The sequence below is a fragment of the Paenibacillus sp. CAA11 genome (assembly GCF_003060825.1).
Lineage (GTDB): Bacteria > Bacillota > Bacilli > Paenibacillales > Paenibacillaceae > Fontibacillus.
Window position 1 is genome coordinate 3814906 of record NZ_CP028922.1, and the last position, 14507, is coordinate 3829412.

At 48.3% G+C, this 14507-nt stretch carries 18 protein-coding genes; 8 read left to right on the forward strand and 10 right to left on the reverse strand.

What is annotated here, in order from left to right; genetic code table 11:
• The first annotated feature begins 28 nt into the window (after nt 1–28).
• The 4 genes from sipW to hemQ all read left to right on the forward strand — a co-directional run bounded on the left by sipW (nt 29) and on the right by hemQ (nt 2606).
• A complete protein-coding gene (gene sipW, locus DCC85_RS17810) occupies nt 29–601 on the forward strand; it encodes a signal peptidase I SipW (RefSeq protein ID WP_108466783.1) in 573 nt (190 codons plus the stop codon).
• Nucleotides 602–691: 90 nt separating this feature from the next.
• Nucleotides 692–1288 (forward strand): TasA family protein, encoded by a 597-nt coding sequence (locus DCC85_RS17815; RefSeq protein ID WP_108466784.1) that lies wholly within the window; start codon nt 692–694, stop codon nt 1286–1288.
• Between the two features lie 147 nt (nt 1289–1435).
• Nucleotides 1436–1771 (forward strand): helix-turn-helix domain-containing protein, encoded by a 336-nt coding sequence (locus DCC85_RS17820; protein ID WP_108466785.1) that lies wholly within the window; start codon nt 1436–1438, stop codon nt 1769–1771.
• An 88-nt stretch (nt 1772–1859) separates the two neighbouring features.
• Nucleotides 1860–2606, forward strand: a complete 747-nt coding sequence (gene hemQ, locus DCC85_RS17825; protein WP_108466786.1) for a hydrogen peroxide-dependent heme synthase — start codon at nt 1860–1862, stop codon at nt 2604–2606.
• Nucleotides 2607–2677: 71 nt separating this feature from the next.
• Here the strand turns inward: hemQ and DCC85_RS17830 are convergent, their stop codons facing one another.
• Together DCC85_RS17830 and DCC85_RS17835 are read right to left on the reverse strand one after the other, a co-directional pair.
• Complete coding sequence (locus DCC85_RS17830) at nt 2678–2932, reverse strand: hypothetical protein (RefSeq protein WP_108466787.1); 255 nt, start codon at nt 2930–2932, stop codon at nt 2678–2680.
• 2 nt (nt 2933–2934) lie between these two features.
• Complete coding sequence (locus DCC85_RS17835; protein ID WP_108466788.1) at nt 2935–4128, reverse strand: NAD(P)/FAD-dependent oxidoreductase; 1194 nt, start codon at nt 4126–4128, stop codon at nt 2935–2937.
• Between the two features lie 411 nt (nt 4129–4539).
• Between DCC85_RS17835 and DCC85_RS17840 the strand changes: the two genes are divergently transcribed.
• A complete protein-coding gene (locus DCC85_RS17840) occupies nt 4540–5541 on the forward strand; it encodes an NAD(P)/FAD-dependent oxidoreductase (RefSeq protein WP_108466789.1) in 1002 nt (333 codons plus the stop codon).
• A gap of 376 nt (nt 5542–5917) precedes the next feature.
• On the opposite strand, the gene sda is transcribed toward DCC85_RS17840, so the two are convergent.
• The 5 genes from sda to DCC85_RS17875 all read right to left on the reverse strand — a co-directional run bounded on the left by sda (nt 5918) and on the right by DCC85_RS17875 (nt 9316).
• Nucleotides 5918–6064 carry a sporulation histidine kinase inhibitor Sda gene (gene sda, locus DCC85_RS17850; protein WP_108466791.1) on the reverse strand — a complete coding sequence of 49 codons (147 nt, stop codon included), beginning with the start codon at nt 6062–6064 and terminating at the stop codon, nt 5918–5920.
• Between the two features lie 321 nt (nt 6065–6385).
• On the reverse strand, nt 6386–7048 hold the full coding sequence (locus DCC85_RS17855; protein WP_108466792.1) for a YheC/YheD family protein: 663 nt from the start codon (nt 7046–7048) through the stop codon (nt 6386–6388).
• A gap of 363 nt (nt 7049–7411) precedes the next feature.
• Nucleotides 7412–7609 carry a YolD-like family protein gene (locus DCC85_RS17860; RefSeq protein ID WP_108466793.1) on the reverse strand — a complete coding sequence of 66 codons (198 nt, stop codon included), beginning with the start codon at nt 7607–7609 and terminating at the stop codon, nt 7412–7414.
• Nucleotides 7610–7779: 170 nt separating this feature from the next.
• Entirely contained in the window at nt 7780–7908 is a 129-nt protein-coding gene (locus tag DCC85_RS23600) for a hypothetical protein (RefSeq protein WP_267896064.1), read from the reverse strand.
• A 1051-nt stretch (nt 7909–8959) separates the two neighbouring features.
• Complete coding sequence (locus DCC85_RS17875) at nt 8960–9316, reverse strand: HesB/IscA family protein (protein WP_108466795.1); 357 nt, start codon at nt 9314–9316, stop codon at nt 8960–8962.
• A gap of 374 nt (nt 9317–9690) precedes the next feature.
• Here DCC85_RS17875 and mqnE point away from each other — a divergent pair, with 374 nt between their 5' ends.
• The gene (gene mqnE, locus DCC85_RS17880; protein WP_108466796.1) at nt 9691–10797 is read left to right on the forward strand and encodes an aminofutalosine synthase MqnE; all 1107 of its coding nucleotides are present in this window, start codon (nt 9691–9693) and stop codon (nt 10795–10797) included.
• 54 nt (nt 10798–10851) lie between these two features.
• The gene (locus tag DCC85_RS17885) at nt 10852–11913 is read left to right on the forward strand and encodes an NAD(P)/FAD-dependent oxidoreductase (protein WP_108466797.1); all 1062 of its coding nucleotides are present in this window, start codon (nt 10852–10854) and stop codon (nt 11911–11913) included.
• Between the two features lie 35 nt (nt 11914–11948).
• Here DCC85_RS17885 and DCC85_RS17890 read toward each other — a convergent pair whose 3' ends face one another.
• Nucleotides 11949–12203 (reverse strand): YuzB family protein, encoded by a 255-nt coding sequence (locus tag DCC85_RS17890; RefSeq protein WP_108466798.1) that lies wholly within the window; start codon nt 12201–12203, stop codon nt 11949–11951.
• Between the two features lie 78 nt (nt 12204–12281).
• Between DCC85_RS17890 and DCC85_RS17895 the strand changes: the two genes are divergently transcribed.
• Nucleotides 12282–12527 (forward strand): NifU family protein, encoded by a 246-nt coding sequence (locus tag DCC85_RS17895; protein WP_068697485.1) that lies wholly within the window; start codon nt 12282–12284, stop codon nt 12525–12527.
• 71 nt (nt 12528–12598) lie between these two features.
• On the opposite strand, the gene DCC85_RS17900 is transcribed toward DCC85_RS17895, so the two are convergent.
• Both DCC85_RS17900 and DCC85_RS17905 read right to left on the reverse strand, forming a co-directional pair.
• On the reverse strand, nt 12599–13375 hold the full coding sequence (locus tag DCC85_RS17900; RefSeq protein WP_108466799.1) for an SDR family oxidoreductase: 777 nt from the start codon (nt 13373–13375) through the stop codon (nt 12599–12601).
• Nucleotides 13376–13629: 254 nt separating this feature from the next.
• Entirely contained in the window at nt 13630–14481 is an 852-nt protein-coding gene (locus DCC85_RS17905) for a MetQ/NlpA family ABC transporter substrate-binding protein (RefSeq protein WP_108466800.1), read from the reverse strand.
• Nucleotides 14482–14507 lie beyond the last annotated feature (26 nt).

The following is a 14507-nucleotide window of genomic DNA, read 5'->3' on the forward strand; positions in this document are numbered from 1 at the left end:
TATTCCAGAAATGAAGGAGAACGCCAAAATGCGAATTCGCAAAATCGTCAGCACCCTGTTAAGTTCAGTGCTTCTGCTATTGTTCATGCTTATGGCCGTATCTGTCATCTTCTCCAGAGCGAGCGGAGGCCAGCCCAGCTTCTTCGGACTCCAGATTAAGACCGTGCTCTCCGGTTCTATGGAGCCGGGAATCCGGACAGGCTCGATTATCGCCGTCAAACCCGGCGGTGACATGACCCGATTCCAAGAGGGGGATATTATTACCTTCCGCTCGCATGACAAGCTGGTCACTCACCGGATTATTGAAGTCGTGAAGAATGGTCAGTCACAGCAGGTCATGTACCGGACCAAGGGAGATCACAACGATGCTCCTGACCTTGAAGCCGTGCCTTCGGGCAGTGTGATTGGAGAATATAACGGCTTCACCCTTCCCTATGTAGGTTATGCCATGAGCTTTGCCAGCTCCAAAGCAGGCAGTGTCGTGCTGCTTGTCATCCCGGGCATTTTACTAATTATCTACTCGTTTGTTTCCTGCTGGAGGGCTCTATCCACGATTGAGAAGCGTGAGCCTTCTGGCCAGAGTCCAGCGGACTCTGTATGATGGATGATCCTCTCTGGCGCTTAGACTGCCAGGGATCATATATAAATAAAACACCCGTAAGAGGGAAAATTTGAGGAGGAATTTATCGGTATGGGTATCAAGAAAACTTTGGCTCTTGGAGTTGCAACAGCTGCGCTTGGATTCACTTTGGTCGGTGGAGGTACATACGCTTATTTCAGTTCCACAACAGAAACTTCAGGCACCTTCGCTTCCGGCACCCTGGATTTGAGCGCCTCTCCAACTACCATCATTAATGTCAGCAATATCAAGCCTGGAGATAAAGCCGTACGCAACTTCAAGCTCGTCAACAACGGAACCCTGGATATCGGCCGCGTTCTCCTGAGCACAGATTATACGGTCACCAACCGCGCCGGGGCTCCTGAGAATACCGATGATTTCGGCAACCATATCCGCGTTAACTTCCTGGTTAATGCCGATAAAGGGGACCGTGTAATTTACAGCACAACACTGGCCGAACTGAAAAAGCTGACTCCAGACGCCGTGGAGAACAAAGTATTTGTTCCTTGGCTGGAGGAACGTGGCGGTCTTAAAGCAGGCACTTCCGACCTCCTGACCGTTGAATTCGAATTTGTCGATAACAACGCCGATCAGAATCAATTCCAAGGAGACGCCCTACAGCTCACTTGGAAATTTGAAGCCAAACAAGGCAAAGGCGAACAAAAATAATCACAGGCTGCAGCCGTGGCAGCTATGAAAAGAGATCTTCTCCTAGCAGAGGGTCTCTTTCCCTTTTTACATATGGGATTCGGCTATGTTGATAGCCCCTATTCTGATATAATGACGTAAAAAACGATCGAGAGAGGCGTCTTCAACGTGACAGAAAATTTAGGACAGCGTATTCAGCGAATTCGTATGGCAGAAGGCTGCTCTCTATCGGAGCTGGCCGAGAAGTCAGGCGTTGCCAAATCCTATTTGAGCAATGTGGAGCGCAATATCCAGTCGAATCCCTCTATTCAATTCATGGAGAAGATTGCTTCAGCCTTGGGAACTTCCGTTGCCTTCCTGCTTTATGGTGAGCTTCCTGAAGACGAGCCCTTGGACCCGGAGTGGTCAAGCCTTGTCAAAGAAGCCATGAACTCTGGAATCAGCAAGCAAGAGTTTAAGGAGTTTCTCGAATTTCAGAAGTGGAAGCTGGGTCAGAAGGAATAGTTTAAATTTTATGAAGATATGATGAACCCGTTTGCTCCCCCCTCTTCAGTTGCGCTACAATGTAACATATACATTGAGGAGTGATTACATGAACGAGGCAGCATTAACTCTGGATGGTTGGTATGCACTTCATGACTTCCGGGCCATGGATTGGAACGCATGGAAGGCTGCAGATGATGAGGAGCGGGCTGTTGCCCTTGATGAGCTGCACGTCTTCATGCAGGAATGGCAGAATATCGAAGAAGCCAAAACTGGAAGCACGGCCGTGTATTCCATCGTTGGGCAGAAAGCGGACTTTGTGATGGTTCACCTGCGGGAAACGCTTGAGGAACTGAACGCCGTCGAGAACGCTTTCAACAAAACAACCTTCGCCAAATATACAACCAAGGCATACTCTTATGTCAGTATAGTAGAGCTAAGCAACTATCTTGGCGGCAACGGAGGAGACCCTTATCAGAACCCGGATATTGTTGCCCGCCTGAAGCCGATTATGCCAAAGTCCAAGCACATCTGCTTCTATCCTATGAACAAGAAGCGGGAGCTTGCCGACAATTGGTACATGCTCTCTATGGATGAGCGCCGTGCGCTTATGCGCAGCCATGGGCTGATTGGCAGAAGCTATGCCGGCAAAGTGAAGCAGATCATAACCGGATCTGTCGGATTCGACGATTGGGAATGGGGCGTAACCCTGTTTGCCGATGACGCGCTTCAGTTCAAGAAGCTGATCTATGAGATGCGCTTCGATGAAGTCAGCGCACGCTACGGCGAATTCGGTTCCTTCTATGTAGGTAATCTGCTTACCGTGGAAGGCTTTGAGGAAATGCTTAAGATTTAATTGCTAAAAAATATTTTGTACACAAAAAGGTGCCTGGCACGGTTTCACCGCTGCCGCAAGGCACCTTTTCTTTATTCCGCCTCTTCCTTATCCAGCAGCCTCAGTGACTCCAGGTATTCGGCGGTTGCCCGGTCCCGGTCCCGGCTCTTCTCCTTGAGCCGTTCAATCGCCGGAAGAATCAGAATGTCCACTTCCTTCTGAACATGATAGGCTAAATCATAGCGCTGTACTGATTCCAGAAATGAGCCAACCTCCATTAAGGCATTGTAGCGGTCCAGCTCCTCCCGAGTCAGCAGCCCTCTCACCTGAACGCTGCAATGTCTCATATTTAGAAGATCCTCCCTTTTCGCAGGACAAGAGGTATGCCCCCAATGATGAACAGGTATCTGAGATCGACAAGCTTCTTCATCTGGGCAGCTGACCAGCCCTTCATCTTCTTATCTCCCACCACCGCAATCGCCTGGCCTCTGCCAAGTGAAGCTACGGTTCCTTTGTGATTAAAGACGAATTGACGCGGCTGTCCCCCGCGAATGGCTGCCACCACATTCTTCGCGCAAATGACGCCTTGCTGCATGGCAATTTGCGCTGTTGGCGGGTAAGGCCGCCCCTCCTCATTAAACATCAGGGAGTTATCTCCGATAATGAAGACGTTCTCCAATCCGGGTGCCCGAAGGTACTCATCCACCTTCACCCTCCCTCTCGCAGTCTCAAAGCCAGCGGCCTCCACGATGCGGTTGCCGCGAATGCCTCCGGTCCAGACGACCGTTGCTGCATGCAGGGTCTCCCCACTGGCCAGCACAACCCCCTCCTTGGTGCACTCCTTAATCGGAGTGCCTAATCGGAAGTCAACGCCCTTCTTGGCAAGCAGCTCCATCGCGTAATCGACCAGCTCGGGATCAAAGCCGGGAAGCGCCGTAGGCGCGGCCTCCACATTGTAGATATGCACAAGCTTCCGATCTACATCATATTCCTTGCACAGGCGCGGAACCCGGTCGGCTAACTCTGCTACGAATTCTATGCCGCTGAAGCCGGCGCCCCCTACAACGATGTTGAGCCGGTCTTTGCGGCTCTCATCTGTCTTATACATCGCAAATTGGTATTCAATATGCTGGCGGATCAAGCGCACAGAGTTGATGCTTCGAATCTTGAAGGCATGCTCTGCCAAACCAGGAATCCCGAAGGATTCCGGCTCCCCGCCAAGCGCAATGACCAGATAGTCAAAAGATAAAGTACCGTCATCCAGAATCACCTTGCGGTCAGACAGACGGATTTCCCGGACAGAGGATTTCACCAGATCGATCTTGAATTCATCAATCAGCTTCGAGATAGGTACCCTGGTTCTATCAATGGAATCCGTTCCAGCCGCAGGCATATGTAAATGTGTAGTAAAATAATGATAATCATGGCGATTCACGAGCGTCACGTCTGCTTCATTATAGTTCAGTTCCTTCTGTAATCGCTGTGCGGTCAAAATCCCTCCATAACCTGCACCCAAGATCACGATTTTAGGTATGGTGCTCATCTCGGTTAGACTCCTTCCGATCGTTAACTCAGTCCATCTCTATATTTGGAATTACACCGAAAAAAATTGTGAAAAATCACACTTGAAAATCCGTAAAGTTACCGCAAAAACATGCCGTACAAGACCTGTTCTCGCATTATGGCACGCATCAAGCTGCTGTTTTTGGAGAAAATCGCATTCATAACAATAGAATAGTAAGAAGATTGCCATATATTCGGTGTAGAGTTCTTAAGCATTCTAATGGCTTCCCTTTAAAAGATCAAGAGTTATTTCGGTCCTATTCTAACGGTATTTTTAGGGACCTTGACAATGCTGAATCCCTCGTTCCACCGTTCACTTTGCAAGTTACCGCCTTAAGTTTATAATAAAGTAGAATTGACAATTTCATTATTATTTGGAGGTGCTTAATCTTTGTCGGACCAACAAAATAACGGTGGACTCACCGATTTGATTATTATTGGCGGAGGGCCTGCAGGCATGTTCGCCGCTTTCTATGGAGGAATGCGCCAAGCATCCGTGAAATTAATCGAAAGCATGCCGCAGCTGGGGGGCCAGCTTGCTGCCTTGTATCCTGAGAAATATATCTATGATGTAGCAGGCTTCCCGAAGGTTACCGCTCAAGAGCTGGTCAACAATCTGAATGAACAACTGGGTCTATTCAACCCAGAGATCCTTCTGGAAGAGAAGGTTCAATATGTTGAGAAGAAGGACGAGCGGCACTTTGTTGTCACTACAGACAAAGGTGTTCATGAAGCTAAAGCTGTCATCATCACCGCTGGCGTAGGCGCCTTTGAACCTCGCCGTCTGGAGCTGGAAGGAGCCGAACGTTACGAGAAGGCGAACCTGCACTATTTCGTCAGCGATCTTAACGCCTTCCGCGGCCGCAAGGTTCTGATCAGCGGCGGCGGCGATTCTGCCGTAGACTGGGCACTGATGCTTGAGCCGATTGCTGAGCAGGTCACTCTAATCCATCGGCGGGACAAGTTCCGCGCACATGAACACAGTGTAGAGAACCTGCTGGCTTCCAGCGTTAATGTCATTACACCAACAGAAATCACCGAGCTTCATGGAGAAGACCGCATTGAACGCGTCACCCTCTCCCATGTGAAGACCAAAGAGACCCAAGAGGTAGAAGTGGATGACGTCATTGTCAACTTCGGCTTTGTCTCCTCCCTTGGACCTATCTCCGAATGGGGCATTCAAATTGAGAGTAATTCCATTGTCGTCGATTCCCGGATGGAAACCTCGGTTCCAGGTATCTTTGCCGCAGGTGATATCACTACTTATCCCGGCAAGCTCAAGCTGATCGCTGTTGGCTTTGGCGAAGCCCCTACGGCCGTTAACAACGCCAAGGTGTATTTGGATCCGGATGCGAAGCTTTCTCCCGGCCACAGCAGCAATATGAAATTGTAATTAAAAATACATTACAGGAAACAAACAAGGGTATCTTAACTTCGAACGCTCTGATCCAAAATTGCGCGAAGGAGAGATACCCTTGTCTTATATATGCCCGTTATGTAATGGCTTGACTTCCTTACAGGAGGTTTGCCCCTCCTGTCGAAATCCGCTTGTAGATAACGGACGGCTGGAAGATTACGCAGGCCCATACAGCCCATACGGCTCTGCAGATCAATATCAAACAAGACAATTGAGCTTGCAGAACAGCTGTGAACATGTAGCTGAATGCTTCCACTGCCATGAAGCTTATACTTATGCTGTCGTCCTTTGGGAGAATCCAGGCCTACTGTAACCCTATAAGTCTATTTATTTACTGCATAAAGACCGCCGACTAGTGTAGTGTTGTTGTTATTAATTCCATACTTAACTCGCGCTTATGAATCTCCGCCAACAGCAGTGCAATGAATTCCCGTTCCAGTTGAAGCTCATTGGCCATTCGGTACGAATCCAGCAGCATCTCATCTGTTAACAGCGCCATCCATATCCCATCCTTTCTTCTATTATTTTCCTCTTTATTCTAGCAACAAAGTGAATAGAGAACAAGCGTTCTGGTTATCCACAACTCCTTGTGGAAATCCTGTGAATAAAATGTTGGTAAACCTCGAAACTACGCAATCATCAATAGGGGATAATGTGGATAAAAGTTATACACAGGCAGGTTTACTCGAATGTCCTCAAGAAAAAAGAATCTACTTTTTTTTCAAAACAGACAATTCTAGTTAACAAAACTAGTGAGTTTCCCCGGTTTCTATGTGTCATTAACCTCTCCTTCCTCTGCACAAACCGCTGCTGTCGTTAATTATTGCGGACGTGTGTTGACTTCGAAAATCCAGATTCGTCCGCGTTCATCCACCCCATAATCGAAGCCCAGCTGCCCTAGGCCTGGGAATGCCCTTTCGAGTACGGTGAGACAGCGTTCGGTCAGTCCGCGCATTTCCCTAATGCACCCTTGAACGCGTTTAGGCCCTACCGATCTTCTTAAGCCCTCCCTTGCTGTCAGCCGGACGCCTCCCTTACATAGATTGGTCACGAATAGGCCCTCCTTGGCCATCCGTCCTACCATCGCCTTGCAAACCCAGGTCTTCCCTTCCTTCACCATCTTGAACCTGTAATCAATCGGACGGTCAGAAATTCGGGCCAAACGTACTCCTTGCTGGATGATATATTTCCGCTTAACCTTCTCGCGATCCAGACTGCGGCACAGGACCTCGAATGAGCGACAGGTCTTGGTTACTGTTCCTGACGTATACCGATACTTCCCTCCTTCAAGCTCTACACGTATCACTCCATACCCACCGCCGCCGCATATAGGCTTGATCACAACCATGCCGAACTGCCGGAGCATTCTCTTCAGCTCAGCCGTCTGATATATTCTAGTCTGCGGGACATGAACAGCGATGCTTGGGTCCGTTAGCAACGCCTTGGTCTTACGCCATTTGTCTGCAAGCTGTCTTCCGGCCATTTGTTCTTCCCCTCCTCCAAAAATCTAAGTACATGTATAAGTTACTTATTTATACTCGCCGTTACGGCCTTGCTCTTGGATAATTGTCCGAAGGAAAGCGCCTGAATATCCATATCAACGAAACCCTGACTAGTATGAAAAAGCCCTCTGTCTTAAACGCACTTTAAAAGGCGCTTCTAGGACAGGGGGCTTTGCGGCCTTCGCCTGTGTATCACATTAGAGATTCGAAATTCAAGATGGCAAGCTATTCGCGGCAGGGCGCCGGTACAACGGGCGTCTTTACGTTAAGCAACCAGACGGGAGCTGGACAGAGATTACGGAGATCATAAAAGAAAGACCGTCGTAATGGCGGTCTTTTATGTCTCAACGCGAATTATGTCGCGGGAAGGGTATCCACATCGGCTCCTCGTCACTCTCACGAACCTTAATCGTCTTGAGCCCAATATCTACCGCGGTCATAACGCCAGTAATCTCGCGGTCCTCATACGGGTCATATAAACGGAAAGTGACCGACACGCCGTCTGTATAGGATTCGCTGATCGCTGCGCTATGATCTAGTATTCCTGCGCGTCAATAATCGGCCGATACTTATGGAGCCTTTTGCGGGCCTGATCGAGGGCGGCTGCGCAGTGCTCCGGCAAAACACAACCCGTCACCTAGTCGGCTGCTCATAATCACCACTTCTTAATATTTGGTCCAATAATCAATGTCGCGGTGGTCTTATGCTCATTCTATTGCTTCGACTTTTGGGATGCTCCGTTAGGGGTATCTGCATCAGCAAATTCCACATTAAGATTTGGAACACCTGATTTCTTTTTTACTTGCTTGGAGCTGTGCTTCGCATTTTTCTCCTTGTTCATCACAATACACCTCCTGTATGAAGTATTATGCGGCGAGCAACTTAGCCCTATGCGTTGTGGCGGTCGCGCATAACAACTCGCCAATAACTTACAGCCTTACTATCGGATAGCCAAACGTTATAATCGGTAAAGAGGTGTTTTTTTGTTTATTGATCCGATCCTACTCGAAACAGCGCCCGGCCCGTTTTTCAATCCGCGCTTTATCTATGAGCCGAAAAATCGACGGCCACCGGTTGATCATTTCATAAGAGTCCGGGCCCGTCCGCCAATACCCGGAGATAACCGGCGACTCTTCCCGCATGATATCGCTCTTGACGGAGAAATCGCGTGTGTTAGGCGTTTTATGGCGTGAGTAAGGCGCTGATTACCGGGGAGAATCGCGACTTTGTTTACGTAGAGCCGCATATTAAGGTGCGCGTGAAAATGCGAAACTAGACTCGCGCAGGAATGCTGCGGAGCCCAGTATTTGAGAGGTTTATTGTTTAACTAAATATTTATAAAAAATCAAAGAATTCGTCCTTAGAGTTGTTCATTTCTTCTACTAATTGGTAGTATGCGCACTAATCGGCACCATGCGTGGCTTACGATTCTTATTCATCTCCCCGGGCAATACGATAAATCTTATTGTAGTTCCGGATATGCTCCACATAGCCATTCAATAAAGTAACCGTAATGCTTCTCGTAATCCTTTAGTGATCGTGGGCGTAACCCTTCAGCTCTTTTTGCACTAGATACTGAATCAAACGCCTGCTCAAAGGTTAACTCCGGAAATTCTCGCAGGATGCGAGCTCCGTTCAGAACACGCCGTTTCCTCTTATTTAACGTCATTAAAATACCCCCATAACGCGATTAATTCGAGATTAATACGTCATAGGGGCGTGATTCACAACCCAGAAACGGCGTTTTTGGAATTGTTATTGTACTCATCCCGTGATTGTTAATACGCTAATTTCGCGGTTATCCGCAATCCCGGACGCCTATTTGCGTGGCGGCTTACGCTCAGCTTTCCGTCAGACCAGCGACCTCAAAAACCGCGCCAGACCAGCGTCGCTTAATCACAAACTTCCGGACGGCCTTCCTCGTCCCGCATCTTGAAGGACTGGCCGCAGCCGCAGGAAGCGATCGCGTTCGGGTTATGAATGGTGAATCCGCCGCTCATGCCGGACTCCTGAAAGTCAATCTCCAGACCATTCAGGTAGCGGAGGCTCTCCTTGTCTACGACAACCTTCATGCCGCCTACTTCCATGTATACATCCTCTTCGGTCTCCTCGTTATCGAGTCCCATACCGTAAGAGAAGCCGCTGCAGCCACCCGGATTTACACCAAGCCGCAGGAACATGTTCGGTGTCTCTTCCTGGGCGATCATTTCTTTTATCTTATCAAGTGCGCTATCACTAATGTTGATCATCTGAAATTAACCTCCTTATCCTTACTCCCTTAAGTATACTCCTTCTTTAGTTATGCCTCAAGGACAGAAGTGTATATGTCAAAAATCACATATAATTGCCGTGTTCTTTCATAAATCGCGGATATTCTTTAATTTTAATTAAATGAAAACGGATTTCTGCAAGGTTGTGTTATTGCCCGCCCGGAAAGGGAGGTTTATAATAAGACGAGTGACTTTTAACGTAATTGTCAAAATATTGTCATGCACTAAAAGGTAATGGTAGTCCATTGTTATTGCCGAATCTGTTCTTATTTTCACAATAATCCTAGTTTTAGTTTATTGGGATCTACGCTTGCTTTTTAGGCATGAATACGTAACCGATAGGAGGAAGACGCATGTTTGTTACCGCGGCTCCGCAGAAAGATAAAAGAATGACCGAAATCATTGAAAAAGTTCAGCACGGCGAACGCTTGTCCCTCGAAGACGGCGTTTATTTGTATCAAAGCGATGATCTGCTGACCATCGGACAATTGGCCAATGAAGCCAATATGAGAAAAAACGGCAAGAAGGTATACTTCATCGAGAACATGAGCCTGTATTTCACAAATGTATGTGAATCCTACTGCGCCTTCTGCAACTTCCGTAAGGACCAAGGCGAAGAAGGGGCTTATACGCTCTCCGGCGAGGAAATGGTGAAGTATGTAGAAGAGAACATTCATCCAGGGGTACGTGAATTCCATATTGTCGGCGGCCACAACAACCATGTGCCATTCCAATATTATGTAGATTCTCTGAAGGCCTTGAATGAGCGGTTTCCTGACGTGACACTGAAAGCTTATACCGCTGCTGAGATTGAGTTCTTCACAAGACTGAGCGGGCTCAGTACGAAGGAAGTGCTGCAGGAGCTGCAGAAGGCCGGACTGAAATCCCTTACCGGAGGCGGTGCGGAGATCCTATCCGACCAATACCGTCAAAAGATGAAGGTCGATAAAGCCAATGTAGATCAATATTTGGATGTGCACCGTACAGCGCACAAGCTTGGCATGAAGACCCATACAACCATGCTCTACGGTTCCATTGAGACCCATGAAGACCGGATTCGCCATATGATGCAGATTCGTGAGCTTCAAGATGAGACGAACGGATTCATGGTATTTATCCCGCTGTCCATGCAGCCTAAGAATAAAAACGCAAGCATTATGCGCCGCAACTCTGCGTATGAGGATCTTAAGACCATTGCAATCAGCCGCCTCATGCTCGACAATATCGACCATATTAAGGCGTACTTTATCAATATCGGAACCCAGCTGACCCAGGTATCGCTAAGCTTCGGAGCTTCTGATGTTCATGGTACGATTCTGAAAGAACGCATCAGTCATGCAGCTGGCGCACTTACTCCAGAAGGTCTGACCCGCAAGGAATTGATCTGGCTGATCAAAGGTGCTGGCCGCATCCCTGTTGAAAGAGATACTTTCTATAACGAAATCCAAGTCTATGAATAGAATCTTAAGAAGACGCCTGTCTTCTTAAGATGTACAGAAGGGGAATCATAACAGATGAGACAATTCGTTGTACTAGGTGGGGGATATGGCGGTGTCACCGTAGTCAACCATTTATTCAAGGGCCGTATTCCAAACGATGTGACCGTAACACTCATAGACAGGATGCCCTTTCAAAGCATGAAGACGGAATACTACGCGCTGGCCGCGGGAACGGCTTCCGATTACGAGCTGCGTGTACCCTTTCCAACTCATTCAGGCCTGCAAATCAAGTACGGTGAAGTGACAGGAGTGGATCTGGAGAATCGTCAGGTGATTTTCGCTGCAGAGGATCCGATCCCCTATGATCAGCTTGTCATTGCACTCGGATGTACCGATCGCTTCCATGGCATTCCAGGGGCTCAGGAATTCTCCTCCACCCTGCAATCGTTCGCGGCTACACGTGCAACCTATCTTCAGCTGAATAACGCCAAGCCTTATGCGAATATTAACATTGTAGGCGGCGGCCTTAGCGGTGTTGAAGTTGCGGCTGAGCTGCGGGAGAGCCGTCCAGATCTGAATATCACGATTTTGGATCGCGGCAGCCGTGTGCTCTCCGCTTTTCCAGAGCGCATGTCCAAATATGTTACGGAATGGTTCCATGAACATGGTGTGAATACTAGATCGCATATCGGCATTACTTCACTGGAGCGCGGTGTCATTTATAACGGCTCTGAGGAAATTTCATCCGATGTTACAGTGTGGACGGCAGGTATTCAGCCTGTAGAACTTGTGCAAAAATTAAACGTCCCGAAGGATGCTTCGGGACGAGTGCTGCTTAATGAATATCATCAAATTCCGGAGCATCCGGAAGTGTTCGTATGCGGGGATTGTGCCAGCCTGCCATTTGCCCCAAGTGGCCAAGCCGCTGAGGGACAGGGAGAGCAAATTGCTCATGTAGCTCTTGCCCTCTGGCGGGGAGAAACACCGAAGCTTCATCCGATCAAGCTTAGAGGAACCCTCGGTTCCCTCGGTAAGAAGGCGGGCTTCGGACTCATGGGCAAACGTGCTGTTACCGGCCGCGTTCCCCGTCTATTAAAGAGCGGAGTGCTCTGGAAATCCAAACACCATTTGGGATAACAGAAGACTACAGCCGCTTCCTAAGTAATTTAGAATTAATCCAGGTCAAGTGCATCCCAGGCTTCCAGCTCCTTGATCTTGGCAAGGATACGATCATATAACTGGTCAGCGCTGTCCGCTTCCACGATCTCGCCGTTGACCAGCGCATAGGGCATCATAAAGCATTGCCCGCAATTATTGAGACAACCGTATTCGAGGACATCGTAGTCTGGATTCTCTTCCAGCTTCTCCATGACCTCATCGGTGCCAAAATGCATATTGTTCGTGCAGAATTCTATGATAGGTCTCATACGGTATTCCCTCGCTTTAACAGCCATTTTAATTTTATCTTATTTGTAATATAATAAAAAAGAAAGGAGTTGAAAACAATGAGCACAAACGCACAAGATACGTTGTATGATGAAGTACTGGAAGTTCTCGACAAGCTTCGTCCTTTCCTTCAGCGTGATGGCGGTGATGTGGAGCTGGTCGATGTTGAAGACGGCATCGTGAAGCTGAAGCTGATGGGTGCTTGCGGCAGCTGCCCAAGTTCTACTATTACCCTGAAAGCAGGCATCGAGCGCGCACTGTTTGAAGAGGTAGAAGGCGTACAAGAGGTCGTCCAAGTATTTTAATCTTCACCGAGCAGATAAAGAGTCTTGGCCCCGTTACCTGCGGGAGCCCAAGACTCTTTTTATTGTCCCTGTCATGATCTTGGCTCGATCCACGGGCGGATCGGATCAAGGCCGCCGGAGATATCCATAATATTGCCTGTGATGAAATCTGAACCCGGCTGACACAAAAAAGAGATTACCCTGGCCACATCTTCACCGCTGCCCGGCCGTCCTCGCGGTGTCTCGCCATCCTCCAATCCGCTAACCTCCTCGATCGATTTCTCCTTATTATCCCCACGAATATCTCCCGGACATACCATGTTTACAGTGATGCCAAAAGCGGCCTCTTCCACAGCCAGCGTCTTCGTGAACGAGACCAGTCCGGTCTTGGCTGCCGCGTAGACAGCCCGGTGTGGCCAGGCTCTGGATTCGCCGGCATGGCCGAAGCCAAAGTGAATGATTCTGCCCCAGCCCCGGCTTCGCATTCCTTCGAGAACATGGTGATCCAGCAGCATTGCTCCCACCAGGTTCCCATTAATCAGAGCCAAGATCTCCTCCTTCGTATATTCCGAGAAGCGGCGCCGCTCACGGATAAAGGGACCTGCATTGTTGACCAGAATATCTATAGAGCCCAGCGCTTCTTGCACTGTTCTTGCCAATTTTTCATTATCCTCAAAAACGGAGATATCTGCCTGTACGGCAATGCAGCGTACTCCCATCCGCTCGATCTGTTCTTGAAGCGTATAGGCCTCGGCTTCGCTATGTACATAATTCAGAGCAATATCACAGCCTTGCTCTGCGAGCGTCAGAGCTGTCCGTTTCCCAAGTCCTTTAGCGCTCCCTGTAATCAGGGCAACCTTCCCCTTCAAAGCCTCTCCTCCTTATCACTCAAGGATCATATATTAAGAGTGGTTCAATTTGTATATATAGATTGAACTAAAGTTTTTACATTGATCTTTCTATATTTAACGGCCTAATACGGCCCAATAACATTCATTTCTTTAGTTCATTCTATATAGTATAGAAGATTTAATGCCTGCCTACAACTTACGGTCTTCAAAAGAAAAGCCGCCCGATGGGCGGCTTGATAAGGTTACTCTTCGGATGATCGTTTCTGTGTCACTTAAAACACAGGAACGATCGCTCCTTGATACTTATCCTCAATGAACTTTCTTACGTCGTCGGAAGTCAGGGCTTTAGCCAGCTTCTGAATGGCATCGGAATCCTTATTGTCCTGACGGGCAACCAGCAGGTTGGTGTAAGGGGAATCCTTGTCTTCAATGAAGAGAGCATCCTTCGTTGGAACAAGGCCGGCTTCCAGCGCAAAGTTCGTATTGATCAGCGCCAGGTCTACTTCATCCAGAAGACGTGGGAGCATAGCTGCATCCTGCTCTTTAAACTGAAGGTTCTTCTTATTCTCTGTGATATCTTTGATCGTTGCAGAGATTCCGGCACCGTCTTTCAGCTTGATGAAGCCTTGCTTTTGCAGCAGAAGCAGAGCGCGTGCTTCGTTGGAAGGGTCGTTCGGGATAGCAACAACCGCGCCGTCTTTCAGCTCATCAACAGATTTAATCTTTCTGGAGTAAGCGCCAAATGGCTCTACATGGACACCAACAACCCCTACAAGATTGCTTCCCAGCTGTTTGTTCTGCTCATCCAGGTAAGGCTGATGCTGGAAGTAGTTCGCATCCAGCTCTTTCTCAATCAGCTGCTTGTTCGGCAGGTTGTAGTCTGTAAATTGTTTGATTTCCAGATCTACTCCTTGTTCCTTCAAAGCGGGTACGATGTGCTCCAGGATTTCAGCATGCGGCTGGGTTGCACCTACAACCAGCTTAACTGGCTCGGAAGTTGTTGCCGTCTTGTTTCCTTCAGATGCCGTCTTATCCGCAGAACTGCTGTTCTTCGAGTTATTGCCGCAAGCAGCAAGAACAGTTACAAGCGCCAAAGTTAGTAAAGCAATTGACCATTTTTTCATAATACATGACCTCCAAATAAGTTTTT

Excerpts from the sequence above, each read along its gene's own strand:
- sipW (WP_108466783.1), top strand. The coding sequence starts at position 29 with ATGCGAATTCGCAAAATCGTCAGCACCCTGTTAAGTTCAGTGCTTCTG.
- DCC85_RS17815 (WP_108466784.1), top strand. The coding sequence starts at position 692 with ATGGGTATCAAGAAAACTTTGGCTCTTGGAGTTGCAACAGCTGCGCTT.
- hemQ (WP_108466786.1), top strand. The coding sequence starts at position 1,860 with ATGAACGAGGCAGCATTAACTCTGGATGGTTGGTATGCACTTCATGAC.
- DCC85_RS17830 (WP_108466787.1), bottom strand. The coding sequence starts at position 2,932 with ATGAGACATTGCAGCGTTCAGGTGAGAGGGCTGCTGACTCGGGAGGAG.
- DCC85_RS17835 (WP_108466788.1), bottom strand. The coding sequence starts at position 4,128 with ATGAGCACCATACCTAAAATCGTGATCTTGGGTGCAGGTTATGGAGGG.
- sda (WP_108466791.1), bottom strand. The coding sequence starts at position 6,064 with ATGGCGCTGTTAACAGATGAGATGCTGCTGGATTCGTACCGAATGGCC.
- DCC85_RS17855 (WP_108466792.1), bottom strand. The coding sequence starts at position 7,048 with ATGGCCGGAAGACAGCTTGCAGACAAATGGCGTAAGACCAAGGCGTTG.
- DCC85_RS23600 (WP_267896064.1), bottom strand. The coding sequence starts at position 7,908 with ATGAACAAGGAGAAAAATGCGAAGCACAGCTCCAAGCAAGTAAAAAAG.
- DCC85_RS17875 (WP_108466795.1), bottom strand. The coding sequence starts at position 9,316 with ATGATCAACATTAGTGATAGCGCACTTGATAAGATAAAAGAAATGATC.
- mqnE (WP_108466796.1), top strand. The coding sequence starts at position 9,691 with ATGTTTGTTACCGCGGCTCCGCAGAAAGATAAAAGAATGACCGAAATC.
- DCC85_RS17885 (WP_108466797.1), top strand. The coding sequence starts at position 10,852 with ATGAGACAATTCGTTGTACTAGGTGGGGGATATGGCGGTGTCACCGTA.
- DCC85_RS17890 (WP_108466798.1), bottom strand. The coding sequence starts at position 12,203 with ATGAGACCTATCATAGAATTCTGCACGAACAATATGCATTTTGGCACC.
- DCC85_RS17895 (WP_068697485.1), top strand. The coding sequence starts at position 12,282 with ATGAGCACAAACGCACAAGATACGTTGTATGATGAAGTACTGGAAGTT.
- DCC85_RS17905 (WP_108466800.1), bottom strand. The coding sequence starts at position 14,481 with ATGAAAAAATGGTCAATTGCTTTACTAACTTTGGCGCTTGTAACTGTT.